At 66.2% G+C, this 25,953-nt stretch carries 20 protein-coding genes and 1 pseudogene; 7 read left to right on the top strand and 14 right to left on the bottom strand.

Translation table 11 applies throughout. The annotated features are described in order from the left end of the window. Positions 1–35 precede the first annotated feature (35 nt). Entirely contained in the window at positions 36–518 is a 483-nt protein-coding gene (locus ACWEFV_RS04515; RefSeq protein WP_450069187.1) for a PPOX class F420-dependent oxidoreductase, read from the top strand. Here ACWEFV_RS04515 and dnaE read toward each other — a convergent pair. The 7 genes and pseudogenes from dnaE to lspA all read right to left on the bottom strand — a co-directional run. After that, positions 484–4,035: a DNA polymerase III subunit alpha gene (gene dnaE, locus ACWEFV_RS04510; RefSeq protein ID WP_450069186.1), complete on the bottom strand. Its 3,552-nt coding sequence runs from the start codon at positions 4,033–4,035 to the stop codon at positions 484–486. The two genes, ACWEFV_RS04515 and dnaE, sit on opposite strands and share 35 nt — an antisense overlap. Before the next feature lie 69 nt (positions 4,036–4,104). Then, complete coding sequence (locus tag ACWEFV_RS04505; protein WP_450069185.1) at positions 4,105–4,752, bottom strand: TetR/AcrR family transcriptional regulator; 648 nt, start codon at positions 4,750–4,752, stop codon at positions 4,105–4,107. A 72-nt stretch (positions 4,753–4,824) separates the two neighbouring features. Next, complete coding sequence (locus ACWEFV_RS04500; protein WP_450069184.1) at positions 4,825–6,000, bottom strand: RNA polymerase sigma factor; 1,176 nt, start codon at positions 5,998–6,000, stop codon at positions 4,825–4,827. Between the two features lie 29 nt (positions 6,001–6,029). Then, on the bottom strand, positions 6,030–6,407 hold the full coding sequence (locus tag ACWEFV_RS04495) for a YciI family protein (RefSeq protein WP_450069183.1): 378 nt from the start codon (positions 6,405–6,407) through the stop codon (positions 6,030–6,032). 31 nt (positions 6,408–6,438) lie between these two features. Then, on the bottom strand, positions 6,439–7,338 hold the full coding sequence (gene rarD, locus ACWEFV_RS04490) for an EamA family transporter RarD (protein WP_450069182.1): 900 nt from the start codon (positions 7,336–7,338) through the stop codon (positions 6,439–6,441). A 50-nt stretch (positions 7,339–7,388) separates the two neighbouring features. Next, positions 7,389–8,312, bottom strand: coding sequence for an RluA family pseudouridine synthase (locus ACWEFV_RS04485; protein ID WP_077739357.1), 924 nt, complete (start codon positions 8,310–8,312; stop codon positions 7,389–7,391). A 164-nt stretch (positions 8,313–8,476) separates the two neighbouring features. Continuing rightward, a pseudogene (lspA, locus tag ACWEFV_RS04480) lies at positions 8,477–9,088 on the bottom strand (signal peptidase II); the annotation flags it as partial. Between the two features lie 45 nt (positions 9,089–9,133). On the opposite strand from lspA, the gene ACWEFV_RS04475 reads away from it, so the two are divergent. Continuing rightward, positions 9,134–10,102, top strand: coding sequence for an asparaginase (locus ACWEFV_RS04475; RefSeq protein WP_450069270.1), 969 nt, complete (start codon positions 9,134–9,136; stop codon positions 10,100–10,102). 22 nt (positions 10,103–10,124) lie between these two features. Then, entirely contained in the window at positions 10,125–10,589 is a 465-nt protein-coding gene (locus tag ACWEFV_RS04470; protein WP_450069181.1) for a hypothetical protein, read from the top strand. Here the strand turns inward: ACWEFV_RS04470 and ACWEFV_RS04465 are convergent. Further along, a complete protein-coding gene (locus ACWEFV_RS04465) occupies positions 10,571–11,953 on the bottom strand; it encodes a DNA polymerase IV (protein WP_450069180.1) in 1,383 nt (460 codons plus the stop codon). The genes ACWEFV_RS04470 and ACWEFV_RS04465 overlap by 19 nt on opposite strands. Before the next feature lie 32 nt (positions 11,954–11,985). Here ACWEFV_RS04465 and ACWEFV_RS04460 point away from each other — a divergent pair, with 32 nt between their 5' ends. Then, positions 11,986–12,204 carry an RNA-binding S4 domain-containing protein gene (locus tag ACWEFV_RS04460; RefSeq protein WP_450069179.1) on the top strand — a complete coding sequence of 73 codons (219 nt, stop codon included), beginning with the start codon at positions 11,986–11,988 and terminating at the stop codon, positions 12,202–12,204. A 25-nt stretch (positions 12,205–12,229) separates the two neighbouring features. On the opposite strand, the gene ileS is transcribed toward ACWEFV_RS04460, so the two are convergent. Next, positions 12,230–15,385 (bottom strand): isoleucine--tRNA ligase, encoded by a 3,156-nt coding sequence (gene ileS / locus ACWEFV_RS04455; RefSeq protein WP_450069178.1) that lies wholly within the window; start codon positions 15,383–15,385, stop codon positions 12,230–12,232. Positions 15,386–15,698: 313 nt separating this feature from the next. Then, a complete protein-coding gene (locus tag ACWEFV_RS04450) occupies positions 15,699–16,265 on the bottom strand; it encodes a hypothetical protein (protein WP_450069177.1) in 567 nt (188 codons plus the stop codon). 135 nt (positions 16,266–16,400) lie between these two features. On the opposite strand from ACWEFV_RS04450, the gene ACWEFV_RS04445 reads away from it, so the two are divergent. From ACWEFV_RS04445 to ACWEFV_RS04435, 3 genes are all read left to right on the top strand, one after another. Beyond that, positions 16,401–16,769, top strand: a complete 369-nt coding sequence (locus tag ACWEFV_RS04445; protein ID WP_450069176.1) for an XRE family transcriptional regulator — start codon at positions 16,401–16,403, stop codon at positions 16,767–16,769. Positions 16,770–16,816: 47 nt separating this feature from the next. Continuing rightward, positions 16,817–17,551: a hypothetical protein gene (locus tag ACWEFV_RS04440; RefSeq protein ID WP_135454393.1), complete on the top strand. Its 735-nt coding sequence runs from the start codon at positions 16,817–16,819 to the stop codon at positions 17,549–17,551. 164 nt (positions 17,552–17,715) lie between these two features. Further along, positions 17,716–20,697 (top strand): MMPL/RND family transporter, encoded by a 2,982-nt coding sequence (locus ACWEFV_RS04435; RefSeq protein ID WP_450069269.1) that lies wholly within the window; start codon positions 17,716–17,718, stop codon positions 20,695–20,697. Between the two features lie 25 nt (positions 20,698–20,722). Here ACWEFV_RS04435 and ACWEFV_RS04430 read toward each other — a convergent pair whose 3' ends face one another. The 4 genes from ACWEFV_RS04430 to ACWEFV_RS04415 form a co-directional block, all read right to left on the bottom strand. Beyond that, complete coding sequence (locus ACWEFV_RS04430; RefSeq protein WP_450069175.1) at positions 20,723–21,913, bottom strand: PE-PPE domain-containing protein; 1,191 nt, start codon at positions 21,911–21,913, stop codon at positions 20,723–20,725. 128 nt (positions 21,914–22,041) lie between these two features. Further along, complete coding sequence (locus tag ACWEFV_RS04425; protein ID WP_450069174.1) at positions 22,042–22,746, bottom strand: GAP family protein; 705 nt, start codon at positions 22,744–22,746, stop codon at positions 22,042–22,044. A gap of 30 nt (positions 22,747–22,776) precedes the next feature. After that, complete coding sequence (locus ACWEFV_RS04420) at positions 22,777–24,501, bottom strand: AMP-binding protein (RefSeq protein WP_450069173.1); 1,725 nt, start codon at positions 24,499–24,501, stop codon at positions 22,777–22,779. A gap of 36 nt (positions 24,502–24,537) precedes the next feature. After that, the gene (locus ACWEFV_RS04415) at positions 24,538–25,953 is read right to left on the bottom strand and encodes a condensation domain-containing protein (RefSeq protein ID WP_450069172.1); all 1,416 of its coding nucleotides are present in this window, start codon (positions 25,951–25,953) and stop codon (positions 24,538–24,540) included.

The raw sequence follows: 25,953 nt of genomic DNA, 5'->3' as shown, positions 1-25,953 counted from the left end.
GACTTAGAGTCAACTCTAAGTCGTTGACTGGATGCATGCCGCATACCGACACCACGCTCGAAGCCCTCGGCCGCTCCCATTACGCGCTGTTGCGCAGCTTCCGCCACGACGGCACAGCCGTCGACACCCCGATCTGGTTCGTGCTCGACGGCCCAACGGCCTTGTTCCGCACCAAGATCGGCCCGAAAACCCGCAGACTCAGCGCCCGACCCGACGTCGAACTGGTGGTCTGCGACTACAAGGGACGAGTCACCGGGAGCACCTGGCTGAGCGGCCGGGCCACCGTCCTGGGCGACGAGGACGCCCAACGGGCCAACCGCGCCCTGCACCGGCGATACGGATGGCAATGGAACATCGTGCCGCTGCTGAAGATCCCTGGCGTCACCAACGTGCACCGCGACCTGCCGTTGCGGGAGAAGCTACGGAGGGCGCGAGATCGCGCGCTGTGGCCCGACAGCGCGATCGTGAAGATCGACCTGGCTGCTACCCCAGACAACCGGGACCGAGCAACGCCTTGAGATCACCCATCAATGCCGAGGACGGTGTCACCCGCAGCGACTGATCCAGTTCCAGCGTTGTGATCCGCTCACCACTGATCAGCCGCAGATGCACCTGGGAGGTGCCGGGATGATTGGCCAGCACCTGCTTGAGCGCAGTCACTTTGTCGATCGTGCACTGGCGGGTGGGCAGGCTCACCGCCAGCGGCCGGTCGGCCTGGGCGCTGCTGAAGTCAGGCACGACAAGTTCGTGGGCGATCAGCGAGATCCGGTCATCGCGCGCCGCCACTTTCGCCTTGACCAGTACCACCACGTCGTCCGCGATCTCGTGACCGAACAGCGAGTAGGTCTGAGGGAAGAACAGCACCTCGATACCACCGGTGAGGTCTTCCAATTGGGCCGAGGCCCAAGGCAAGCCGTTCTTGTTCACGCGACGGTTGACCGAGGCCAGGATACCGCCGACCACCACCTGCGCATCGTTGGCGACATCGCCGTCGAGAATTGCCGGGATCTGCGTGTCGACCTGATTGGCCAGCAGGTGGGCGACCCCGTTGAGCGGATGGCCGGACACGTACAGCCCCAGCATCTCGCGTTCGAGTGCGAGCTTGTGCTTGTCCTCCCACTCCTCCTCTGGCACCTTGATCGTGAACACCGCGTCCGTGCCGCCGCCGTCATCCGCCCCGCCGAACAGGTCGAACTGGCCCATCGCCTCGGCCTTCTTGGTGCCGAGCACCGAATCGACGGCGTCGGTGTGCACCAGGAACAGCCCCTTGCGGGGGTGGCCGAGCGAATCGAACGCGCCTGCCTTCACCAGCGATTCGGTGACCTTCTTGTTGCAGGCGGCGATGTCGATCTTGTTGAGGTAATCGGAGAAGTCGGTGTACTTGCCCTTCTCGGTGCGGGTACTGATCAGCGACGCAACGACATTCGCGCCGACGTTGCGGATCGCGCCGAGCCCGAACCGGATGTCATTCCCGACCGAGGCGAAGTTCTGCACCGACTCGTTGACGTCGGGCGGCAGGACGGTGATACCGAGCCGCCGGCAGTCGGCGAGGTAGACCGCCGCCTTGTCCTTGTCGTCACCGACCGAGGTCAGCAGACCGGCCATGTACTCGGCGGGATAGTTCGCCTTGAGGTAGGCCGTCCAGTAGGACACCAGTCCGTAGCCGGCCGCGTGGGACTTGTTGAACGCGTACCCGGCGAACGGAAGGATGGTGTCCCACAGGGCTTTCACCGCGGCTTCGGAGAACCCGTTCGCGGTCATGCCTTCCTTGAAGCCCTTGTACTCGGCCTCGAGCACCTCAAGCTTCTTCTTACCCATGGCCTTACGGAGCGCGTCGGCCTTACCCATGGTGTAGGAGGCGACCTTCTGCGCGATGAACATGATCTGCTCTTGGTAGACGATCAGGCCGTAGGTCTCGGCGAGGATCTCTTTGAGCGGTTCCTCGAGCTCGGGGTGGATGGGCTTGATCGCCTGACGGCCGTTCTTGCGATCGGCGTAATCGTTGTGGGCGTTCATGCCCATCGGACCGGGACGGTACAGCGCGAGCACCGCCACGATGTCGTTGAAGCCGGTGGGCTGCATGCGGCGCAGCAGGTCACGCATCGCGCTGCCGTCGAGCTGGAACACGCCCAGCGTGTCGCCGCGGCCGAGGAGCTCGTAGGCAGCCGGATCATCGAAGGGCAGCGTGTCCAGATCCAGGTCGATCCCCCGGTTCGCCTGGATGTTCTCCAGGCAGTCACCGATGATCGTCAGGTTCCGCAGGCCCAGGAAGTCCATCTTCAGCAGGCCGATGGCCTCACACGACGGATAGTCCCAGCCGGTGATGACCGCGCCGTCCTGGGGCCGCCTCCACAGCGGGATCGCGTCGATGAGCGGCTCGGAGCTCATGATCACCGCACAGGCGTGCACACCCGCGTTGCGCACCAGACCTTCGAGGCCACGCGCTGTCTCGAAAATGGTCCGCACATCCGGATCTGTGTCGATCAGGGCGCGGACCTCGGCGGCTTCCTTGTACCGCTCGTGGTTGGGATCGGTGATCCCCGACACCGGGATGTCCTTGGCCATGATGGGCGGCGGCAGCGCCTTGGTGATCCGGTCTGCGATCGCGAAACCCGGCTGGCCGTAATGCACGCGGGCCGAATCCTTCAGCGCTGCTTTGGTTTTGATGGTACCGAAGGTGATGACCTGGGCCACCCGGTCGCTGCCCCACTTGTTGGCCGCGTACCGCAGCATCTCGCCGCGGCGGCGGTCGTCGAAGTCGATGTCGATATCAGGGGCCGACGGTCGTTCCGGGTTGAGGAAGCGCTCGAACAGCAGACCGTGCGGAATGGGGTCGATGTTGGTGATACCCAGCGCGTAGGCCACCAGTGATCCGGCGGCCGATCCACGGCCCGGCCCCACGCGGATCCCGACCGACCGGGCGTAGTTGATCAGGTCGGCCACGATCAGGAAGTAGGACGGAAAGCCCTTGTCGCAGATGACCTTGATCTCGTAGGCCGCGCGGTCGGTGTACTCGGTGGGCACGGCCGCGCCACGAAACCTGCGCTCCTCCAGCCCGGCCTGCACCTCGTGCGCCAGCCAGGAACCCTGGTCATGGCCGTCCGGGACCGGGAACACCGGCATGCGGTCGGTGGGCGTCCAGACGTCGGCATAGGACTGCACCCGCTCGCCGATGAGCACCGTGGAATCGCATGCGCCCGGCACCTGGGAGTCCCACAGTGCGCGCATCTCCTCGGCCGATTTGAGGAAGTAGCCGTCGCCGTCGAATTTGAACCGGTTCGGGTCCGACAGGGTCTTGCCGGTCTGAATACACAGCAGCGCTTCGTGATTCTGCGAAGCCTCGCGCGTCACGTAGTGACAGTCGTTGGTGGCCAACGGTGGGATGCCGAGCTTCTGCCCGACCTCCAGCAGGCCCTCCCGGACGCGGCGCTCGATATCGAGGCCGTGGTCCATCAGCTCCAGGAAGAAGTTGTCGGGGCCGAAGATGTCGCGCCACTTGGCGGCGGCCTCCAGCGCCTCCTGGCGTTGGCCCAGCCGCAGCCGAGTCTGCACCTCGCCGGACGGGCAACCGGTGGTCGCGATGATGCCCTCGGCGTGTTCGGCGATGATCTCGGCGTCCATGCGCGACCACTTACCGAGCTGACCTTCGAACGAAGCCAACGATGACAGCTTGAACAGGTTGCGCAGACCGGTCGCGGTTTCCGCGACCATCGTCATGTGCGTGTAGGCGCCGCTACCCGAGACGTCGTCGCTCTTCTGGCTCGGGTCACCCCACTGGACGCGCTTGGTCTCGAACCGCGAGGCGGGCGCGATGTACGCCTCGATGCCGATGATCGGCTTGATGCCGACCTTGGTCGCCGAGTTGTAGAACTCGCTGGCGCCGAACATGTTGCCGTGGTCGGTCATGCCGATCGCCGGCATGCCCAGACGCTGTGCCTCGGCCAGCATCGGAGTGATCTTCGCGGCGCCGTCCAGCATCGAGTACTCGGTGTGGTTGTGCAGGTGTACGAAGGACCCCGAAGATGAACCGCTCATAGGGATGCCAGTCTATGGCGCCCCACCGACACCGCCGCGCGTGTCGCCACGCGTGTCTTTGCCGACGAGTCAGAGATCACGATCGGCGGAAGATAGCAACCCGTTGCCAATCACCAGATGCAGTTGCTTAGCAATCGCAAGGACATCGACAGGCCGGCGCTGCCACCCACTGTAGGCACCCACTCCCCACAACATCGCGTACAACAGTTCGACCAGACTCGCCTGCTCGGTGTGCGGCGGCAGCTCGCGCCGGTCGACCGCTTCGGTGATCAGTTCGCCGAGGAATCCGTGGGTGGCCGCGACGGTAACGGCGGATAGATCTGGATGGCGGTACGACTCCAGCCGGGCGTTGACCAGAAACCCCACCACCGCACCGTCCCGATGCCACACCGCCACCACGGCATCGATGTACGCCCGCAGCCGATCCAGTGTTCCATCATGCTGTTTCGCGATGTGAATGCACGACGTGACAACCTCGTGCGCCTGCGCCAGCAGCGCCTGGTAGAGAGCCTCGCGACTGGCGAAATAGTAGTTCAGCGTCGGCCGGCTCAAGCCGCTGCGCTTGGCGATCTCCTGGAAGGTCGTCGCCGCATAACCGCGTTCGTTGATGACTTCGTAAGCCACTTGCATGATGCGCCCGCGGGTTTGCGCGGCATCGGCACCGACCGGGCGGCCCGGCCCTCGACGGCCGCCAAGAGATCTGCCACGCGGAGTCATCGAGCAAACCCTATGGCATTGCCATTACGGGGTCAAAAGGTCGCTCCGCAAATGCAGCCCTTCAGTACGGAATCACCGGAGACTCCGGACGCACCCGTTCAGGTAGGCCCGCAGCGCGTCGTCGGTGGTCAATTCGATGGCGCGGCAGTATGCCGCCGCGGCCTCATCGATCCGTCCGGCCTCGGCGAGCAGATGGCCGCGGGTGACCCACATCGGCTGAAACTCCTCAGCCACCGGGTCCGTGATCGCGTCGAGGGCATGCAATCCCGTGTCGGCACCGTCGATTTCGCCGTCCAATGCCGCCAGGGCCACCGCGGCGCCCAGTGACGGCCCCACCCGGATCAGTGCCCGATACAACTTCCGCAGTGCGCGCCGGTCGACGTCGGCGGCGCAGTGCGCCGATTGAATTGCCGCCTCGTATTGAAACCGGCCCGGCCGCCCGAAACTGTGGGCCCGGGCGAGCAACCGTTCCCCCCGCGCGTACAGGTCGTGGTCCCACCGGCCGCGGTCCTGGTCGTCCAGCGCAACGAAGTTGCCGTGCCGGTCGAGGCGCGCCGGACGGCGGGCTTCACACAGGCAGATCAGTGCCGCCAGGCCCAGTACTTCGGGCTCCTCGGGCAGCAGCTCGACGAGCACCGTGACCAGATGCAGGGCCTCCGACGACAGCGATTCGACGGCCGACCGCTGAGGGACCGACAACCAGTCGATCGAATATGCGCCGTAGACCGCTTCGAGTACCTCAGGCAGTCGTGCGGCAAGGTCGGTGCGCTCGGGCAGCGTGAACGGGATTCCCGTATCCCGAATGCGTTTCTTCGCCCGCACCAGCCGCTGCGACATGGTCGCCGGGGCGATGGCGAAAGCCGCGGCGATGGCGGCTGCGTCCACGCCCAGCACCGTCTGCAGCATCAACGGGGTACGGATGTCGGACGCGATGGCCGGGTGTGCGCACACAAGCATGAGCTCGAGCCGACGGTCGGGAATCGCCGCCGGCTCAGTCTCGTCGTCGGCGATGTCGTGGTCCTCGGTCCACGGCCCGGTCAACCGGTGAGCCGGCGATTTCCACATGTCCCGCAGCCGATTACGCGCGACTGTCAGCAACCACGCTTCAGGGTTGCCCGGCACGCCGTCGGCGGGCCAGCGCTGTAGCGCGCGCTCAACGGCGTCGGCCAACGCATCCTCGGCGGCAGCGATGTCGCGGCATTGCGCGGCCAGCAGCGCAAGCAGCCGGCCGTAGTACTGGCCGACCACTTGCGTGAGCCGCTCCCTGGCCTGCGTACTCAGGGCGTGTACCAGCCCCGGCCCCGGCCGTAGGTCACCGCGACGGGCCTGATCTCGATCGAACCCCAAGCCGCGGCGGGGCATTTCGCCGCCCAGGCCAATGCCGCGTCGAGGTCGGTCACCTCGATGACGAACACCCCACCCAACCGCTCCCTGGTGTCAGCGAAGGGTCCGTCCTGGATCTCGGCGGCGCCGGTGCGCGCGGTGTAGGTCGTCGTGGCCGACGCCGATTGGAGCACTTGCGTGCCGACGAGCACACCGGCGGCATCCAGGTCGTCGGCATATCGGGCGAACGCGGCCCGGGCCGGCTCCATGTCCTCCTCGGTCAGGCCCGCCTCCGGTCCCTCCTGGTAGTGCATGAGTAGGCAGTACTGCACGGTGTCCTCCTGGGTTCTCGATTCCAGCCTGTCACCGTGATGACGATTCAGGTTCCACCTGATCGACAATGTCGGCCGTCGAATCGGCCGGTTTCCTCCGCAGTGCACTGAACGTCATGATCACCAGCGCCACCCAGATCAGGGCGAAACCGACCCACCGGCCGGGTGGCATCGGCTCATGGCCGACGAAAACACCCCAGGCCATCTGCAGGCCGGGGTTGAGATAGAAGAGCAGGCCCAGCGTCACCATCGGAAGCCGCTGCGCGGCCGCGGCGAACAGCAGCAACGGCACGGCGGTCACCGGGCCGGCGAGCAACAACAGCACCGCGTGCCAGGGACCGTGGTTGAGGAAGTTCCCCCTGCCCAGTACCTCCAGCGTGATCACGTAGCCGGCGGCGAGCGGAAGGGCCAGCAACGTTTCCACGGCCACGCTCACCCGTGGGTCGGCCTGCACGACTTTCTTGACGAGGCCGTACACCCCGAAGGACAGCGCGAGGATGACCGCGATGTAGGGCGGTGCGCCCAGTTCGACGGTCAAAATCGCCACCGCGATGAGGGCCAGGCCCAACGCGACCGCCTGCCATCGGTTGATCCGTTCGCGGAACACCAGCACACCCAGCAGCACGCTCACCAATGGATTGATGAAATACCCGAGCGCTGCGTCCACGACGTGACCGGTGGTGACGGCATAGATGTACGTCCCCCAGTTGATGGCGATGAGGACGGAGGCCGCCAGCAGTTGCAGCCAGGTACGCAGCGTCAATCGCCGAAGATCACCGAGTCGCCGGGCCGCCGCCAGCACCAGCAGCAGGAACAGTGCGCTCCACACGATGCGGTGCGCCAACACCTCCGGCGCTCCCGCGGGCAGCAACAACAGGAAGAAACCGGGGCACAATCCCCACCAGATGTAGGCACCTGCGCCGTACAGCACGCCGGAGCGCCCTGCACCGACTTGCTGCGGAGGTGCCTGCACACCCACGGCTAGTGGCGGCGCAGGACGTCGAGGGCGGCCTGCAGGTCGGCCGGGTACGGGCTGGTGATCTCGACGCGCCGGCCGTCAGCCGGATGCGCGAAGGCCAGGGACCGGGCATGCAACCACTGACGTTCCAGCCCAAGCTTTTTCGCCAACGTGGGGTCGGCGCCGTAAGTCATGTCGCCGCAACAGGGGTGATGCAGCGCGGCGAAGTGCACACGAATCTGATGGGTCCGGCCGGTCTCCAGCTCGATGTCGAGCAGGCTGGCGGCCTGGAACGCCTCGACGGTGTCGTAGTGGGTGATGCTGTGCCGGCCACCCTCGACGACCGCGAACTTCCAGTCGTGACCGCGGTGCCGCCCGATCGGCGCGTCGATGGTCCCACTCGACGGATCCGGGTGCCCCTGCACCAGCGCGTGATAACGCTTGTCCACGGTGCGCTGCTTGAACGCCCGCTTGAGCACCGTGTATGCCCGCTCGGACAGCGCCACCACCATGACGCCGGAGGTGCCGACATCGAGTCGGTGCACGATGCCCTGGCGTTCGTGGATCCCCGAGGTGCTGATCCGGAATCCGGCGGCGGCCAAGCCGCCCAACACGGTCGGGCCGTGCCAGCCGACCGTGGCGTGCGCGGCCACTCCCGGCGGCTTGTCCACCGCCACGATGTCATCGTCGGCGTAGAGGATGTCCATGCCCTCGATGTCGACCGGAGTGTTCTCGACGGGGGCGGGCGCTTCCGGCAGCCGGACCTCCAGCCAGGCCCCGGCGACGAGCTTGTCGGACTTCGCGGCCGGGGCGCCGTCGATGTCGACGCCGCCGTCCTCGGCCATGGCCGCCACTGCCGTACGCGACAGCCCGAGCAGCCGGGCCAGCCCGGCGTCGACTCGCATCCCTGCCAGGCCCTCGGGCACCGGCATCGACCGCGTGGTCACTATGACGTCTCGGCCTGGCGACCGACCGGACTCGACCCGTCGGGGTCGGTCACCGGCTCGGCGTCACCGGTCTTCTCGGCCTCAAGGTCCTTCGCGTCCTTCGCGTCCTTCGCGTCCTTCGCTTGAGCGTCGTCGGCGGGTTCCGGTTCGGCGTCCTCCGGTGCGGGATCGTCCTGACGCCGGCCGACCTCAGCAGTCTCGTCGTCCGGCTGGCGCCGGCCGACGGTATCGAAGTCGAAGCCGAACAACGACAACGCCACCAACAGAATGGCGCCGCCCACCACCGCCGGGTCGGCCACATTGAACACCGGCCACCAGCCGACCGAGAAGAAATCCACCACGTGGCCGCGCAGCGGTCCGGGCGCGCGGAAGAAACGGTCGATCAGGTTTCCGGTCGCACCGCCCAGGATCATGCCCAGGCCGATCGCCCACCACGGGGAGACCAGCCGGCGACCCATCCAGACGATGCCGATCACCACGCCGGTGGCGATGAGCGTCAGCACCCAGGTGTACCCGGTTGCCATCGAGAACGCCGCTCCGGAGTTGCGGACCAGGGTCCAGGTCACGGTGTCACCGATGATCGATACCGGCTGGCCGGGTGTCAGCAGGCGCACCGCGAGCACCTTGGTCACCACGTCGATGAACAGCACCACGGCAGCGACGGTGAGCAGCAGGCGCAGCCGCCGCCGAGGCGGCGCAGCGGTTACGGAGGACGATTTCGCGTCCCCGATTGCGTCGGTCACCGGCTCGGCCGGGCCTGACGTTTCATCAGTCACTCTCCTATCATCCCAAACAGTCGATGCGGGACAATCTGCACCGTGATGGAGCCCGTGAACCTGCCCGAGCACCCGCCCAGGCGCCTCGTCGTCATCACCACCGGCGGCACCATCTCGACCAGCACCGACGCGACCGGAATCAGACGCCCGACACGCACCGGGGCTGAGCTGACGGCCGGGATGGCCGTGGCGGCACAGGTCGACATCGTCGACGCGATGGCGACCGACAGCGCTCTGCTGACACCCGCCGACTGGGACCGGATTGCAGACGCGGTCAGCGTCGCCGCGGCCCACGCCGACGGCGTCGTCATCACACATGGAACCGACACCATGGAGGAGACCGCCCTGTGGCTCGACCTCATCTACGGTGGAAACGTCCCCGTGGTGCTCACCGGGTCGCAACGCAGCGCAGATGATCCCGACAGTGACGGACCGGGCAACCTGCGTGACGCGATCACCGTGGCGGCCGGCCCGCAGGCCCGGGATCTCGGCGTGGCGGTCAGCTTCGCCGGCACGGTGTGGCAACCGCTGGGCCTGCGCAAGCGTCATACCCACGAGTTGGACGCGTTCACCGGAACCCCGCTCGGAACGGTCACCGACTCCGGATGTGCGATCACCACCGCGAAAACGCGTGCTTTTCTCGGTGAACTGGCCGCGGCGTCAGCGCCCCGGGTCGACATCGTCGCCGCCTACCCGGGAGCGGATGCGGCAGCCCTCGACGCCTGCGTCGCCGCCGGAGCGCGGGGCATCGTGGTCGAGGCGGTGGGTTCGGGCAACGCGGGGGCCGCGTTGATCGACGGGGTCCGCAGGCACTGCCTCGACGGGGTGGTGATCGCGATATCGACCCGGGTTCCCGACGGCCCGGTCGCCGCGCAGTACGGCCCCGGACGGCAACTCGTCGATGCCGGCGCAGTGGTGTTGCCCCGGCTGCGCCCACCCCAGGCCCGGGTCCTGCTGATGGCCGCGTTGGCCGCCGCCCGACCGGTTGTCGAGGTCATCGAATCCTGGGGTTGACGCCGCGTGTTCAATAGAGAACGTGCGTTTCCACATTTCGGCGGCGGCTGCCGTCGGCCTACTGGCGCTCAGCCCGCTTCCGGTGGCACCGGCCCTGCCTTCGCCGCCCGGCGTCGAGGAAATCGACAGCTACCCCATCGCGGAGGGCAACTACAGCTCGCCCACCGATTTCTACGGACTGTTCTTCCGGACCCCCGACGGTCGTCATTGCGGGATCGGCCCAAACGGCGGCCCGGTCGGTTGTGACGCCGTGCCGATGGACGCACCGGCAGGCAGCAACCAGATCCTCGTCAACAGCGGCGGACCCGCCTCCTACCGGCACTCCGACACCGCCTCGTTCACCCGGGACGTCGACGTGCTGCCCGAGGGCCACCGACTGGAGAACTGGGGCGCCAGTTGCGGAGTCGGCTATCAGGGCACGGTGACGTGCAAGACGTACGGGGAGCACGGCTTCATCCTGAGCAGCACCTACGGCGTGCTCTGGTAGTCGGCCAATCCGCTGAGATAGTCACCCCAGTCCAGGCTGGCGACCGGGTCGGCCCTGCGGAAACCCGGCGTGTCGTCGGGGAATGTCCTGGCCGGCCCAGGCCCGCTGGCCCGAGTCTCGAAGCGCACGGTCATCACCCCGTGTCCAGCGCCCTGAACCCAGCCGTGCCCATGGTCGGGGTGGACCACGTCGTCGCCGATGCGCCAACCGGTTTGGGTTACCTGGGCCGCCTCCGTGGCCTGGTGGTGGGAGTCTGAGATGTCGTCGAGCTGCTCCAGGTCCGGGAACAACGATTCCTGCCTGCTATCGGATAACCCCGAAAAGCCAACGCCGACAAGGCGAATCGGACCGATCTCAACGGGATCGAGCAGCAACCGGCGGGCAGTACCGATCAGGGTGGCCACCTCGGTGGTGGCGTAAGCGAGTGTGGCCGAACGAGTCAGCGTGCTCATGTCGGACTTCTTCAGCTTGACGGTCACGGTACGGGCGCCGCGGCCGTCCTTCTCCAGGCGCCGGTGCGCGTGTTCGCCGATCGGTCCGATCGCTTCCTGAAGCTGACGCAGTGTGGTGAGATCCTCGGGGAATGTCGACTCCGCGCTGATCTGCTTGGCCTCGGCCCGCTCGGCCACCGGACGATCGTCGATTCCGCGGGCCAGCCGATGCAGCGCAGTGCCCGCCGCCGTGCCGAGCACGCTGGCGGCCTCGGCATCCGACAGCGCGGCCAACGCACCCACCGTCTCGATGCCCAGCCGGTGCAACTTCTCCTCGGCCACCGGGCCTATCCCCCACAACTTGCGCACCGGTAGGCCGTCGAGCAGCCGCGCCTCCTCGTCGCGGCGGACGACCCGGATTCCGTCGGGTTTGGCCAACCCCGAAGCGATCTTGGCGATCTGCTTTCCTGATCCGGCCCCCACGGACGCCACCAGCCCGGTCTGCTCGCGCACCTTGGCTCGCAACTGCTGGCAGAATTCCTCGACATCGGCCGCCGTGGCGCCGACCAGTTCAACAGGTTCGCCGAAGGCCTCGTCGAAGGACAACTGCTCGAGCACCGGGACGACGCTGCGCACGGTATCCAGCGCGCGCCGACTCGCCACGCCGTACACCGCACCGCGGGGCGGCAGCACGACCGCGGGTGCACCGACGAGCCGACGGGCCTGATGCATCGGCATGGCCGAGCGCGCGCCGTAGCGGCGCGCCTCATAGCTGGCCCCGGCCACCACGCCGCGGCCGCCCAGGCCGCCGACGAGCACGGGCCTGCCGCGCAGGGTGGGACGGGTCAGTTGCTCGACGGATGCGAAGAACGCATCCATGTCGAGGTGCAGAACCCAGCGTCCGCCCGCGCCCGTGACCTCGGCGCCGTTCATAGTTGTGATGCTATGGCGCTAGCCTGACCTGCATGACGCCGGATGACGTACCGATCAGGGACGAGTCGATTCGCCTGGGACAGTTCCTCAAGCTGGCCTCCCTGATCGACAGCGGCGCCGACGCCAGGGCCGTCATCGCCGACGGCCTGGTCAGCGTCAACGGCGAAGTCGAGCTCCGGCGCGGCCGCCAGCTACGCCCGGGCGACACCGTGTCACTCGGTGACCGCACGGCCCGGGTGACGGGCACCTGATCCGCCGGTACCTGATCGGGGCGCATCACGCCTTTGCGATCGCGACCCGCACCCCGTCCCCGATCTCGGCACCGTCGGCGACGGCACCGAACTCGAAACTGGTGGCCAGGATTTCACCGGCGATGAGATCTCGATGCGCGCGGGCCCACGGCTCATACTGAGCCGGAACCGAGATCTGCACCGAGATGCGGTCGGACACCTCAAGGCCGGTCGACTTGCGCAGTTCCTGCAGTTCGCGGATGCGGTCCTTGGCCCAGCCCTCGGCCTCCAGTTCCTCGGTAACCGTGCCGTCGAGCACCACCAGGCCTGCGCCGTCGGGCAGGGCCGTGGTCCACTCCGGGTCGGCGGCAACCAGTTTGGCGGTGTACTCCTCCGGCTGCAGCACCACCGGACCGGCGGTCAGGGTGCCGTCGGGATTGACCACACCCTCCCCCGCCTTCACGGCCTTGATCGCGGCCTGCACGTCCTTGCCGATCCGGGGGCCGGCGACGCGGGCGTTGACGGCCAACTCGAACCGACCGTAGGTGTCGATGTCGGCGGTCAGCTCAACCTGCTTGACGTTGAGCTCATCGGCGATGAGATCGGCGAACGGCCCGAGGGCGGCCGGATTTTCCACTGCCACAGTCAGTTTCGGCAGCGGCAGGCGCACCCGCAGCTTCTTGGCCTTGCGCAGCGAGGACCCCACCGAGCACACCTCGCGCACCTGGTCCATCGCGGCCACCAGGTCGGCGTCCTTCGGCAGCACGTCGGCCTCGGGCCAGTCGGTCAGATGCACCGATCGCTCACCGGTCAGACCCTGCCAGATCACCTCGGTGGCCAGCGGCAGCAGCGGTGCCGCCAGTCGGCAGGTCACCTCCAGCACGGTGTGCAGGGTGTCGATGGCCTCGGCGTCCTCTTCCCAGAACCGCGAACGTGACCGGCGCACATACCAGTTCGTCAACGCCTCGGTGAACTGCCGAAGTTCGTCGCAGGCCCCGGAGATATCGCACGTGTCCAGCGAGATGGTCAGATCGTCACGCAGTTGGGCCAGCTTGGCCAGGATGTAGCGGTCCAGCACGTTGCTCGAGTCGGTCCGCCAGGTGCCCTTCTTCGGCGCGTACAGCGCCAGGAAGCTGTAGGCGTTCCACAACGGCAGCAGCACCTGACGGACGCCCTCGCGGATGCCCTGCTCGGTGACGATCAGGTTGCCGCCCCGCAAGATCGGCGAGGCCATCAGGAACCAGCGCATGGCGTCGGACCCGTCGCGGTCGAACACCTCGCTGACATCCGGGTAGTTGCGCAACGACTTGCTCATCTTCTGACCGTCGTTGCCCAGCACGATCCCGTGCGCCACACAGGTTTTGAAGGCGGGCTTGTCGAACAGCGCGGTCGCCAGCACGTGCATGGTGTAGAACCAGCCGCGGGTCTGGCCGATGTACTCGACGATGAAATCACCGGGGAAGTGCGCATCCACCCCGTCCGTACCGGTTCCGTCGAACCACTCCTGGTTCTCGAACGGGTAGTGCACCTGCGCGTACGGCATCGACCCGGAGTCGAACCACACGTCGAACACGTCCTCGATGCGGCGCATCGTGGACTTGCCGGTCGGATCGTCCGGGTTGGGCCGGGTCAGCTCGTCGATGAACGGCCGGTGCAGATCGGTCGGCCGGACACCGAAATCGCGCTCGAGCTCGTCGAGGCTGCCGTACACATCGATCCGCGGATACGCCGGGTCATCAGACTTCCATACCGGAATCGGGCTGCCCCAGTACCGATTTCGCGATACCGACCAGTCACGTGCATTGGACAGCCACTTACCGAACTGCCCGTCCTTGACGTGCTCGGGATACCAGGTGATCTGCTGGTTGAGCTCGACCATCCGGTCCCGGAAATCGGTGACCTTGATGAACCACGACGACACCGCGCGGTAGATCAACGGGTTACGGCACCGCCAGCAGTGCGGGTAGGAGTGCTCATAGGTCTCGTGGCGCAGCAGCACCGCGCCGTTGGCCGCCGCAGGCCCGTCGCTGTTCTTGAGGTCGCGGATGATCTGCGAATTGGCGTCGAAGACGTGCTGACCCGCGTAATCGGGCACCGATGCGTCGAATCGGCCCTTCGAGTCCACCGGGGTGACCGCGACGATGTCGGCGGTGTCCGCGGTGGCCTTGTCGTCCTCGCCGTAGGCGGGGGCCATGTGCACGATGCCCGTGCCGTCCTCGGTGCTGACGAAGTCAGCGGCCAGCACCTGGAACGAGTTGGGTGCATCCATGAAGTAGGTGAAGGGCGGCAGGTACCGCGTCCCGAGCAGATCCCGCCCGGTGTAGCTGCCGAGAACTTCGGGTTCTTCCCCGAGCTCGCGCGCGTACGCGGCAAGCCGCGCCTGAGCCAGGACGTAGCGCCGCCCGTCGGGGCCCTGCACCAGGACGTAGTCGATGTCGGGGTTGACCGCGACGGCCTGGTTGGACGGCAACGTCCACGGCGTCGTCGTCCAGATCAACAGGTGCGCACCCCTGAGCGGGCCGTCGGTCACGGTGAAGCCCACCGTCACCGCCGGATCCTGGCGGCTCTGGTAGACATCGTCATCCATCCGCAGCTCGTGGTTGGACAACGGGGTCTCGTCGTTCCAGCAGTACGGCAGCACCCGGTTGCCCTCGTAGGCCAGGCCCTTGTCCCACAGCTGCTTGAAGGCCCAGATCACCGACTCCATGAAGGTCGGATCCAGGGTCTTGTAGTCATTGTCGAAGTCCACCCAGCGCGCCTGACGGGTGACGTAGGCACGCCATTCGTCGCTGTACTTCAGCACGGAGGCACGGCAGGCCGCGTTGAACTTCTCGATGCCCATCTCTTCGATCTGGGCCTTGTCCGCGATGCCGAGTTGACGCTGCACCTCGAGCTCGGCGGGCAGCCCGTGGGTATCCCAACCGAACCGGCGTTCCACCTTGTAGCCACGCATGGTGCGGTAGCGCGGCACGATGTCCTTGACGTAGCCGGTGAGCAGGTGGCCGTAGTGCGGCAGACCGTTGGCGAACGGGGGCCCGTCGTAGAAGACGTATTCCTCTGCATCCGCACGGCGCGCGATGCTGGCCCGGAAGGTGTCGTCGGCGGCCCAGTAGTCGAGCACCTCAAGTTCCCGTTCCGGGAAGTTGGGTGCGGCCGGCTTGGGGTACCCGGCCGACGTTGAAGACTCCGATTGGGCAGTCACTGGCGCGTCTCCTGTGCCTATGACGCGGCCGGGCCGCGTCCGGGGCTCCCCACTCGGGGAGCCTGTATGTCCAGGCACGGGGACGACGTCGCACGGGTGCGCAAGCGCCGCGGTACCACCCCGCTTGCGCGCTGCACTGCAGCGCGCCGCTCAACTTTCGGGCGATCACGGGCCCACCCGTCCGGTTCTACTGGGCTACGCCGAATCCGAACACTCGATCCGCAGCTGTTCTTCCGAAGGCTCCCCGGTGATGGCCGGATCAGCGCCGATCCGCCCAGTCTAATGAGCCCCGCAAATCAATCGGAAATCAGATCTAACCCGAGGTGACCTCGATCAGTGCCAGCGGAAACTGCTCGGCCAACTCATGGACCGTGCACTGGTCGAACCTGCGGCTGTCGAACCGCCAGAGCAGTCGCATGGTGGTCTCGGTGTCGCACTGGACGTGCAGCGCCAACGGGTGTTCGAACTGCCCCGCCCGCGGCCCCTCTCCGTACGCGAAGCTCATGTCCACCCCCGCGTGCTCGCCGGTGTCGACGCCCGGACGTGCGGCTGCGAGCAATTCGGGCCCCGACAACCCCCTCTGGGAGACACATGGCACTCCGACGCGGCGATATCCCGCCCGCTCGGGACCGCTCACGACATCGACGGTCAGTAGTCCGTCCCCGATCGCGCGGGCGACTGTCCGGCCCAGCGCGGCCAGCAGCAATTCCTCGGCGGTGCAGCCCATCGCGGTCCGGGCTCCGTGCAGCTCGGCGGACAATACGTCGTCCAACGAACTGGACACCGTTGCCAGGTCTGAGGCAACCGGTGGCCCGACCGTGCCATAGTCAGCGATCCACGAGCCGGTGCCGGCCGCGTCGGGCAGGACGGAAACAGACATATCTGTAACGTTAGCTAGATAGTCCCAAAAATGGGAGAGCTGTGCCAAAAGTCTGACATTGTTGTCAATAACGTCATTGCTGGCATCGCCGTGGTTCGCTGCGACCAACTGCAGGTTCGGGTCTATTGTGTTCTGATGCCGCGAACCGACGAGAACGGCAGGCAGCTCAAGGCCCTGCTCGACTATCTGCTGGACGGCGAGGTCGACGCCAAGGCCGTGTACAGCGCGCTGGGTGTCTCCAGCAGCACGTACTACCGGCGCGTGAAAGAGGCCGACTATCCCAACGCTGAGGAACTGCGTCAGGTAGCCGACCGCTTCCACCTCAACTATCCCGACCTGCAGATCCGGTTCGGGCTGATGAGTCGCCAGGAAGTGTGGCACTACATGGAGTCGTCGCCGGTCACCGTGGCGCCCGTGGACACCGCCACCCGTGTCCGCCCGGCCGTCCACCGGCCCACGAAACTGTCCCACCTGACCCCACGCGCCGACGCACCTCCGCTGTAGGCCGCCGGCACGTCAGCTGTCCGCAACACCGTCCGAGGCAAATTGTTATGTCCGTCGCCACACTCATCGCGATCACACTGGCCTGCATCCTGTGGAGCCTGTGGATCAGGCGAGTCACCTGGTCATGCCGATGGGAAGTGGCCGCCACCCTGAACATCGCGCTGCAGGGGGTGGCGGTGCTGCTGATGTCGCCGTGGGCGTCGGAGACCATCGGACAGGTGCTGTATGAGCTGACGGGCAAGTGGAACGTCGAGGACTACATCGGCCATGACGCCTACATCGTCGCGGCGTCGGCCATCGTCTACAACTCCCTGGGCCGCCTCCAGGACGACAACGCCATGCAGCGCTCCTTCAAGCAGTACGTCGAGCGCCCGGCCACCATCTGCATCCCGGTGCTGCTGGCCACCTTCTCGATGGGCAACGGCGCCGCGGTGTACCGGGCCGATTTCTTCCAGGTGCCGACGGATTTCTGGCTGAGCGTCTACTGGATCCTGCTCTGCGGCACGTTGCTCTACCTGCTGGGCTACGGGGCCCGCGCCATGCTGATCCTGCGCAAGGACCCGCGGTCGCGGCGGATCGCCAACATCTACCTGTTCGCCTCGGTCAGCGGAATGCTTGCCTGCGCGACCCGGATCGTCACGTCGCTGGTACCGGCGCTGCAACCCATCGAGAACGGCCGTCTGGTATGGATTTTCGCCTGCGGATGCGGCGCGATCTTCGCACTCGCCTCCGCGCATTCCTGGCGGATCAAGACCCGGTGGCTGTCTCCGAGCAATCGGTGAGGTCGAGGCGCACATCAATTCACTGCCACCACGGCGCCGACGGGTGCCCACCCGCTCGCCCGTAGGATCGTAAAGTGCCGCCGCCCACAGAATCTACGAGCACCGCCGAACACTCCTCGCTGTTCGTCCGGCTCGGCTCGTTGATAGTGCGCTGGCCCTGGCTCATCATCGGAATCTGGTTGGCCATCGCGGCCGCGCTGCCGCTCACGTTCCCGTCGTTGACGCTGATGGTGCAGCAACGCCCGGTCGCGATCCTGCCGTCGCACGCGCCGGTTACTCTCGCGACCCGCGAAATGACCGAGGCGTTTCACGAATCCGGCTCGGAGAACGTCCTACTCGTCGTCTTGACGAACGACAAGGGGCTGGGTCCGGCCGATGAGGCGACTTACCGCACCCTCGTCGACAACCTGCGCAAGAACGACAAAGACGTCGTGATGCTGCAGGACTTCATCAGTGCCCCTCCCCTGCGCGAGGTCATGTCCAGCAAAGACGGCAAGGCCTGGATCCTGCCGGTCGGCATCGCTGGGAACGTCGGTTCACCGCAGTCATATGCGTCCTATACCCGCGTCGCCGATATCGTCAAAGACAGCGTGCATGACGTCTCGCTCACCGCGAGCCTCACCGGACCCGCCGCCACCGTCGCCGATCTCACCGACATCGGCGAACGCGACACGACCGCCATCGAGATCGCCACGATCGGCATGGTGCTGGTGATCTTGCTGATCATCTACCGAAATCCGGTCACGATGCTGCTGCCGTTGCTGACCATCGGGGCATCGCTGGTCACCGCACAGTCGGTGATCGCCGGCCTGGCCTCACTCGGCATGGGGATCTCCAACCAGACCGTCGTGTTCCTGACCGCCATGATGGCCGGAGCCGGGACCGACTACGCGGTCTTCCTGATCAGCCGATATCACGACTATCTGCGTGAGGGGCTGGAATCCGATCGCGCGGTCGTAGAGGCGCTCGGCTCGATCGGCAAGGTCATCGCGGCGTCCGCCGCCACGGTGGCCGTCACCTTCCTCGGGATGACCTTCGCTCAGCTGGGTGTGTTCTCCACGGTGGGCACCGCACTGGCAGTCGCCATCGGCATCGCATTGCTGGCCGCGTTGACGCTGTTGCCTGCCGTGATGGTGTTGGTCGGCCGTCGCGGCTGGATAGCCCCGCGCCGTGATCTCACCACCCGGATCTGGCGGCGATCCGGGATCCGCATCGTGCGCCGGCCGTGGTCTCACCTGGCCGCCAGCCTGGTTGTCCTTGCGGCGCTGGCCAGTTGCGCGACCCTGGTCCAATACAACTACGACGACCGCAAAGCACTGCCGGCGCACGCCGAGAGTTCGATGGGGTATGCGGCGCTGGAGGATCACTTCCCGATCAGCTCGGCCATCCCGCAGTATCTGATCATCCAGTCTCCGAACGAACTGCGCACGCCCCAGGCGCTGGCCGACCTGGAGCAGATGGCCCAACGGGTGAGCCAGCTTCCCGGAATCGCGGTCGTACGCGGAATCACCCGGCCGACCGGAGAATCCCTGCAGCAGGCACGGCTGAGCTATCAGGCCGGTGAGGTCGGAACCAAGCTCAACGACGCGTCCACACAGATCAACGGGCGCGCAAGCGATCTCAACCGGCTCACCGACGGCGCTGATTCCCTGGCCACGAGTCTCCTCGATGTACGCACGCAGGTCACCCGCGGCGTGGCCGGAGCACGTGGCCTGGTCGATGCCCTGGCGACGATGCAACAGCAAGTCGGCGGCAATACGACACTTCAGCAGATCGACAGCGCGGCAAAGCTTGTCAGCAGTATGCGGGCACTCGGCGACTCGCTCGGTTCGAACTTCTCCGATCTGACCAACGGAATGCCGTGGATCGATCCGGTCCTGCGCGGACTGGACACCAGCCCGGTCTGCCTCACCGACCCGGCCTGTCTCGAGGCCCGCGGATCACTGCGACGGCTCGCCGCCGCACGCACTGACGGAACCTTCGATCAGATCGCTGCCCTGGCACGGGATCTGCGAGCCACTGATCCCGTGCAGACCCTCGATGACACGGTCAAGAAGCTCAGCGCCACCGTCGAGACCGCGAGCAAAGCCATGCAATCCATGGGACTGGCCAATCCGGCCCAGGCGCGATCACAGCTGGGCACGCTGCAGAACGGCGCGGATACCCTCGCCGACGCCAGCCGGCAGATCGCAGACGGAGTGTCCCAACTGGTCACCGAGACCAAACGAATGGGATCGGGGCTCGACGAGGCATCGGCTTTCCTGCTCAACATGAAGACCGACGCGGCCAGCCCGCCGATGTCCGGGTTCTACGTGCCCGCCCAGATTCTCACCCAGGACGAATTCCGTAAGGCCGCAGCGACATTCATCTCCCCCGACGGCCATACCGCGCGCTATCTGATCCAGACCGACATCAATCCGTTCGGCACCGAGGCGATGAACCTGGTCAATGCGATCAGTGACACCGCGCGCGGCGCCCTGCCGAACACCGCTCTCGACGGATCCTCGGTATCGATCGCCGGATATCCGGCGATGCTGCGCGATACCCGCGACTTCTACAACCACGACATCCGGCTGATCATCGCGGTCACGATCGCGGTCGTGCTGCTGATCCTGGTTGTCCTGCTGCGGGCCTTTGTGGCTCCGCTGTATCTGATCGCCTCGGTGGTGATCTCGTATCTGTCGGCCTTGGGCATCGGTGTCGTGATGTTCCAGTATGTGCTCGGCCAACAGTTGCATTGGAGCGTGCCCGCACTGACCTTCATCGTGCTGGTCGCTGTTGGCGCCGATTACAACCTGCTGTTGATATCTCGAATACGCGACGAGTCACCGCATGGTGTGCGGTCGGGTGTCATTCGCACAGTCGGATCCACCGGCGGTGTGATCACCGCGGCCGGTCTGATCTTCGCGGCATCGATGTTCGGGTTGTTGTTCGCCAGCATCAGCACGGTCGTGCAAGCCGGATTCGTGGTGGGTGTGGGGATTCTGTTGGACACATTCCTGGTGCGCACCTTGACCGTTCCCGCGATCGCCACCCTGATCGGGTCGGCGAACTGGTGGCCGTCGGATTTCGTGACAGGTCAGCTCAACCGGCTCAGAAGCCGGCTGAGGGTGGCCGCCAAGCGAGGAACCCAGCCCGGCAGCTGAGCCCGGGCGGCAAAGGCGAAGTGGTCTAGCCGATCCCCGGGAACAGGTTCTTCAACTGCTGAGCCGCGTTGTCCATATTGGCCTGGTCGGTCGGGCTGAGCTTGACGTCCTTCACAGCCTTGTCGATGTTGGCCTGATCGGTGGGGCTCAACTTGACGCCCTGCACGGCCTTGTCGATGTTCTCCTGGTCGGTCCGGCTCAGCTTGATCGTGGGCTGCGACGCGGGGGCCGGTTGTGGCGGCAGTTCCGACAGGCCGGTGCCGGCCTGCCGCAACCAGTCCTCGACGTTGGCCCGGGCCACCGGATCCATACCGGTTGCCGGGGCACCCGGATAGTCGTTACGTGAGTAGCCGGCATCCACCATGGGCCGCACCACACCGTCGAGCTGATCGACCAGCTCGTTGGGAACACCCAGGTCGCGAAGCGGTCGGGTCAACGGCAAGAGCTTGGTGGGCAGGAACATCGCCGTCTGCGTCGCACCACGGGAGTTGACCGTGACGAAGACGTTCTGCGGCGGCACGTCCCCGGGCGCGCTGTACGAGGTCTCGGTGTGCAGGTACTCAAGGGCGACAAGCGAATTCGCCAGGGCCAGGAAGTTGTCCGGCCGGTCTGGGAAGTCGGCGATGAAATCGTATTCGCCCACCACCAAGGTGGTGTCGTACTGACTCTCCACCGGACCGCGCACCGTGTAGTCGATCAGCGGAACGTACGTTCCCGGCGTCAGCGACGACAGCACCGAATGGCTGAACGGCGTCACCGACTGCGGGGGGCCGAACAGCGTGAAGGACACGCCTTCCGGGGCACGCGCACCGGGATCCTGCGAGAGGCGCGCCAGCGCCTCGCTGAGCACCAGCGCGCCCTCGGAGTTGCCGACCACCACGGTCTGCCCGGGGGTGCCCGCCAGCGCGGTCTTCAGGTTGCGGGCACCGATGTCCACCGAATCGCCCACGCTGTCGGTCGAGATGTCGTTGCCGGGCCACAACTGGTCCGGCAACCGGCCATACACCATCCCGGCGGGGTACTCGACGATGTGCCGGTTCGCATTCGGGTAAAAGCCGCGGCCCACCCTGTTGGTGATCTGGTCCCACGGGATGCCGGGCCCGCGGGCGCCGCCGAAGATCAGCGCGGACTCGGCCGACGCCGTCCCGGCGCCGAACACCGTTCCTGCGGCGACAAGACCGACGGCGAAGGATCCGGCCAGCAGGCCCTGCGGCACGCGTCGAACGGCATCTCGTGACCGGCTCCGACCACGGACTGCTTCGCGACGCCGACGTCCTCCGTTGACTCCAGGCATCCTGCCGTCTCCCTTCTGAGCACCACCCGTCGGCGGTGTCATGCTGTCGCTCATATCCCCAGCAGGCCGATCGTGATGAACAAAGCCCCTGCCGCAGTAAGAATCATCGCCACGTCGCGCCGCGTGCACGAACGGATCCAGGTATGCACGCGGGTCATCCACACCAGCGTACGTTGTGGGGCGATCAGGTAACTCAGGAGTGGGATCTCCACGAGTGCAAAGGCCACCAGGTTGAAAGCGATCACCGCACCAACCTGTGTGCCGGGTGCGACACCGGACGCATGTATGACCGCCAGTGCCGCCAGGTAGTCGACCGAAGGCAACGCGATACCCAGCCCGCTGACACCGGCGACCCACAGCGAATTACCTTGCATCACTGCCCGTATCCGGTCTCGCAGACCGACTCGCGGCGCCGCGAGTGCCACTTGGCCGGAGCCGGACTCCTCAGGCGCCGCCTCTGCCGGTTGCGCCCGCCGCGCACCCACATTCGCCGCCACCAACGCCGCGGCGATCAGGGCGAGGATGCCGATCCCGATCTGCATCCTCGGCACGGTGAGCGTGCCTGCGGCCAGCGGTGCGGCGTCGAGGACAAGCAACGCCGTCCCGCCGACCACCAGGCCCATGAGGAACCCACCGCACAGGAACGCCAGCAATTGATGCACCGGCCGGGGTCGGTTCAGCATCAGCACGGTCAGCCCGATCCGCACCGGTTCGAGGCTGACCGCGATGGCCATCAGCAAAAGGGTTGCCCACATAGTGGTTTCAGCGCTTCGGTTCAGCCCCGATCAGGCGTCCAACCTCGCAAACTCCTGTCGGCGGTACAGCTCTGCACTCGCCTGACGACGGACCTTGCCGCTGGTGGTGATCGGGAGCGAGCCGGGGGCGACCAGTGCCAGGTCGGCGGGGTTGAGTCCATGCGCCGTCGAGATGGCGGAGATCACTTCGCGTTTCATCAACGTGAGACGCTCGGCCAGGGCCTCCGGGCTTTCGTCGGAACGCTTCTTGACCTCGATGACGGCGACCAGCTTCTCTTCCTCGTCGTGGTTCACCGCAATCGCAGCGACGCGCCCACGGGAGATCGCCGACACCGTGGCCTCGATGTCGTCCGGGTAGTGGTTGCGCCCGCGGACGATCAGGAGATCCTTGACCCGGCCGATGATGAACAACTCACCTTCGGAGATGAAGCCCAGATCGCCGGTCCGCAGCCAGGTTCCGTCGGGTACGCCGTCGACCGTCGCGCCGAACGTCTCCTGCGTCTCGTCGGGCCGGTTCCAGTACCCGGCCGCGATGTTCTCGCCCTGTGCCCAGATCTCACCGATCATCCCGGCGGGCACCTCGATACGGGTTTCCGGATCGACGATCCGTACCTCCGGGCTCTGCGGGGTCCCGTAGCTGATCAGCGCGGTTCCACTGGCACACCGCTCGGCGTGCCCGGCCGCCAGTTTCTCGGGCTCGAAATGAGCCACCACCGGCGGCTTCCCCGGCTCGCGCGTCGCGACGTACAGCGTGGCCTCGGCCAGACCATAGGACGGGCGAATCACCTTGCCCTGCAGATTGAATGCCGCGAACCGCTTGGTGAAGCGTTCGACGGTCGCCTGGTGGACGCGCTCGGCCCCGCTGATGATGCTCAGCACGTTGCCCAGATCGCAACCCGCCATATCGTCATCGGTGGTCTTGGCCGAGGCCAGGTCGAAGGCGAAGTTGGGTCCGGCGGTCAAGCCGGTGGGGACGCTGCCGAGCTGCTGCATCCAGCGTGCCGGCCGGGCCAGGAACGCCAGCGGGCTCATCATCACGGTGCGCCAGCCACCCAGAATCGGCGCAACGATGCCGGCCATCATGCCCATGTCGTGGTACAGCGGCAGCCACGTCACGACCGTTGTGTCTGACGGCGGCACCCGGTTGTAGTCCGGGTAGAAACTGGCCATCATCTGCTCGAAGTTGGCCGTCAGGTTGCGGTTCGACACCATCACGCCCGCGGGGATCCGCGTCGAGCCGGAGGTGTACTGGAGGTACGCGGTATCCGGAGCGGCCTCGCGCCTCAGGCGAACCGCCTTGCGGGCATCGAGGTCGAGCTTGTCGACCTCGAGCACGACGGGCGCCGGGTTGCCGTCCTGCGCCACCGCATACGGAGTCACAGTCTCGGAGATGGCGGACGTGGTGAGGATGACGGTGGGCGCCGCGTCACGGAGGACAGCGGTGACCCGCTCATCGTGATTGCCGACCATCGGCGTCGACAGCGGAACACAGACCACGCCGGCTTCCAGCGAAGCCAGGAAGGCGACGATGTAGTCCAGGCCCTGCGGTGCGAGGACCACGGCGCGGTCTCCCGATGCGGCGTGGGCCTGAAGCTCCCCCGCCAGATTTCGGATGCGCCGGTAGAGCTGGCCCCAGGTCAGGGTCTCCTCGACGCCATCCCAGTCACGTTCGTAATCGACGAAGGTGTAGGCGATATCGTTGGGCTGCATGCTCGCCCGTTCACGCAGCACGCCGTTGAGTGTTGACTCAGCCATCAAGTGTGCCTTCCTGTTCTGACTTCATTCCGCGACTCACTTGCGCGACCCTGCGCCGAGGTTCTCCAGCACCCGCGCACACGTCGATTTCAGCACCTTGACGTACCGACCGACCGATTCATGCGCTTCGGGGTTGTTCGGGTAGACCACCGAGACCGCCGTCCGGTCCTTCAGACGCACCAGGAACACGGTCATCTGGTACGAGTACACACCGTCGCTGAACATTCCGATCCGCATCGATTCCAGCTCGGTGGTGAGCAGGACCGACAATGGCGCCGCTCCGGCGTCCAGGAAGTTGATCACCTGGAAGTTCGGCCTCGGCCAATCCAATTCGGGTCTCAACTCCAGCACCCGGTAGAACGGGACATCCACGAGCTGATGTCCGGCGTCGAAGGATTTCTGTGCCGCAACGGCCGATTCGGCAAAGGACCTGCCCGCGATCGGAACGGTGATCGGCACCAGCCCGGTAAACCAACCCATCGTCATGAGATCGGCGGTGGTCTTGCGGGTATCGCTCGGGGTCAGCCCGTAGTAGGTGTCCGCTCCGGTCAACTCATGCTCGGCCAGCCCCGTGCAGGCGAGCATGCCACCGATGAAGCGGGCCCCGGCAGCGACGCATGCCGACTCGAAATTGGCTGTCTGCTCCTCGTCCATGAGGGTCTCGACCCACATCTCCGCTCCACACGGCTCGAGCGGATCGCCCAGGGGCAGTGGGAAGTCCGGCAGGCTGCCGTTGTTGCTCGTCGCGAAGTCGGCCCATGCCTTGACTTCCGGCGAGTCCGCCGTCAACGAGCCGAGAAGTTCCTTCTGACGAATGCAGAAGGCGTCGTAGCTCCCCGCCTCCGGAAGTGCCAGCGGAGCGCCACCACCGACGAGGGTGGTGTACATCGCGTGGAACTCCATGAGGGTGACACCCGCGAACGTCGCATCCATGTGCAGGTGGTCGATGCTCACGTAGATCGTGAATCGATCCGGGTACTGAACGATGCCGTAGGTGAAGCAATCCCAGTGCAACGGATCCGGTGTCGACAGCGTGAGCTGACGCAGCTCCTCCGACGTGAGATCGCCGTGCCGGGTGGGCACGAACTTGATGTCGGCCGGGTTCGTCATCTGGTGGCGCACGATGTTGTGGACATCGTGGTACTCGAACCAGCTGCGGAACGTGTCATGCCGGCGCACATGGGCATTGACCACATAGGTCATCGCCCTGATGTCGCATTGCCCTGGAATATCACATGTCACGATCACCAGACGGGAGTAGTCCAGGCCCTTGGCCCGCTGATCGACGAAGCCCCGCAGGTGCTGGGCCTGCATGTAGCTGACCGGCACGTCGCTGACAGGCGCTTCAGCGGCCTTGGCGCACGAACCGGGCGAAGCCCGCCAAGACACAGCAGAACCGGGCGGAGCTTCCCACTCCTCGATCGAACCGATCGCAACGGAACCTAACAGCAA

The sequence above is a fragment of the Mycobacterium sp. NPDC004974 genome, from assembly GCF_053600815.1.
Note: the sequence above shows the minus strand (reverse complement) of the source record. Positions and strands in the feature narration are given on the sequence as shown.

What these genes read in the sequence shown, in the direction of transcription:
- ACWEFV_RS04475 (WP_450069270.1), top strand. Translation starts at nt 9,134, where the DNA reads ATGGAGCCCGTGAACCTGCCCGAGCACCCGCCCAGGCGCCTCGTCGTC.
- ACWEFV_RS04515 (WP_450069187.1), top strand. Translation starts at nt 36, where the DNA reads ATGCCGCATACCGACACCACGCTCGAAGCCCTCGGCCGCTCCCATTAC.
- ACWEFV_RS04440 (WP_135454393.1), top strand. Translation starts at nt 16,817, where the DNA reads ATGTCCGTCGCCACACTCATCGCGATCACACTGGCCTGCATCCTGTGG.
- ACWEFV_RS04465 (WP_450069180.1), bottom strand. Translation starts at nt 11,953, where the DNA reads ATGAACGGCGCCGAGGTCACGGGCGCGGGCGGACGCTGGGTTCTGCAC.
- ACWEFV_RS04445 (WP_450069176.1), top strand. Translation starts at nt 16,401, where the DNA reads ATGCCGCGAACCGACGAGAACGGCAGGCAGCTCAAGGCCCTGCTCGAC.
- ACWEFV_RS04460 (WP_450069179.1), top strand. Translation starts at nt 11,986, where the DNA reads ATGACGCCGGATGACGTACCGATCAGGGACGAGTCGATTCGCCTGGGA.
- ACWEFV_RS04505 (WP_450069185.1), bottom strand. Translation starts at nt 4,752, where the DNA reads ATGACTCCGCGTGGCAGATCTCTTGGCGGCCGTCGAGGGCCGGGCCGC.
- ACWEFV_RS04425 (WP_450069174.1), bottom strand. Translation starts at nt 22,746, where the DNA reads ATGTGGGCAACCCTTTTGCTGATGGCCATCGCGGTCAGCCTCGAACCG.
- ACWEFV_RS04420 (WP_450069173.1), bottom strand. Translation starts at nt 24,501, where the DNA reads ATGGCTGAGTCAACACTCAACGGCGTGCTGCGTGAACGGGCGAGCATG.
- ACWEFV_RS04450 (WP_450069177.1), bottom strand. Translation starts at nt 16,265, where the DNA reads ATGTCTGTTTCCGTCCTGCCCGACGCGGCCGGCACCGGCTCGTGGATC.
- dnaE (WP_450069186.1), bottom strand. Translation starts at nt 4,035, where the DNA reads ATGAGCGGTTCATCTTCGGGGTCCTTCGTACACCTGCACAACCACACC.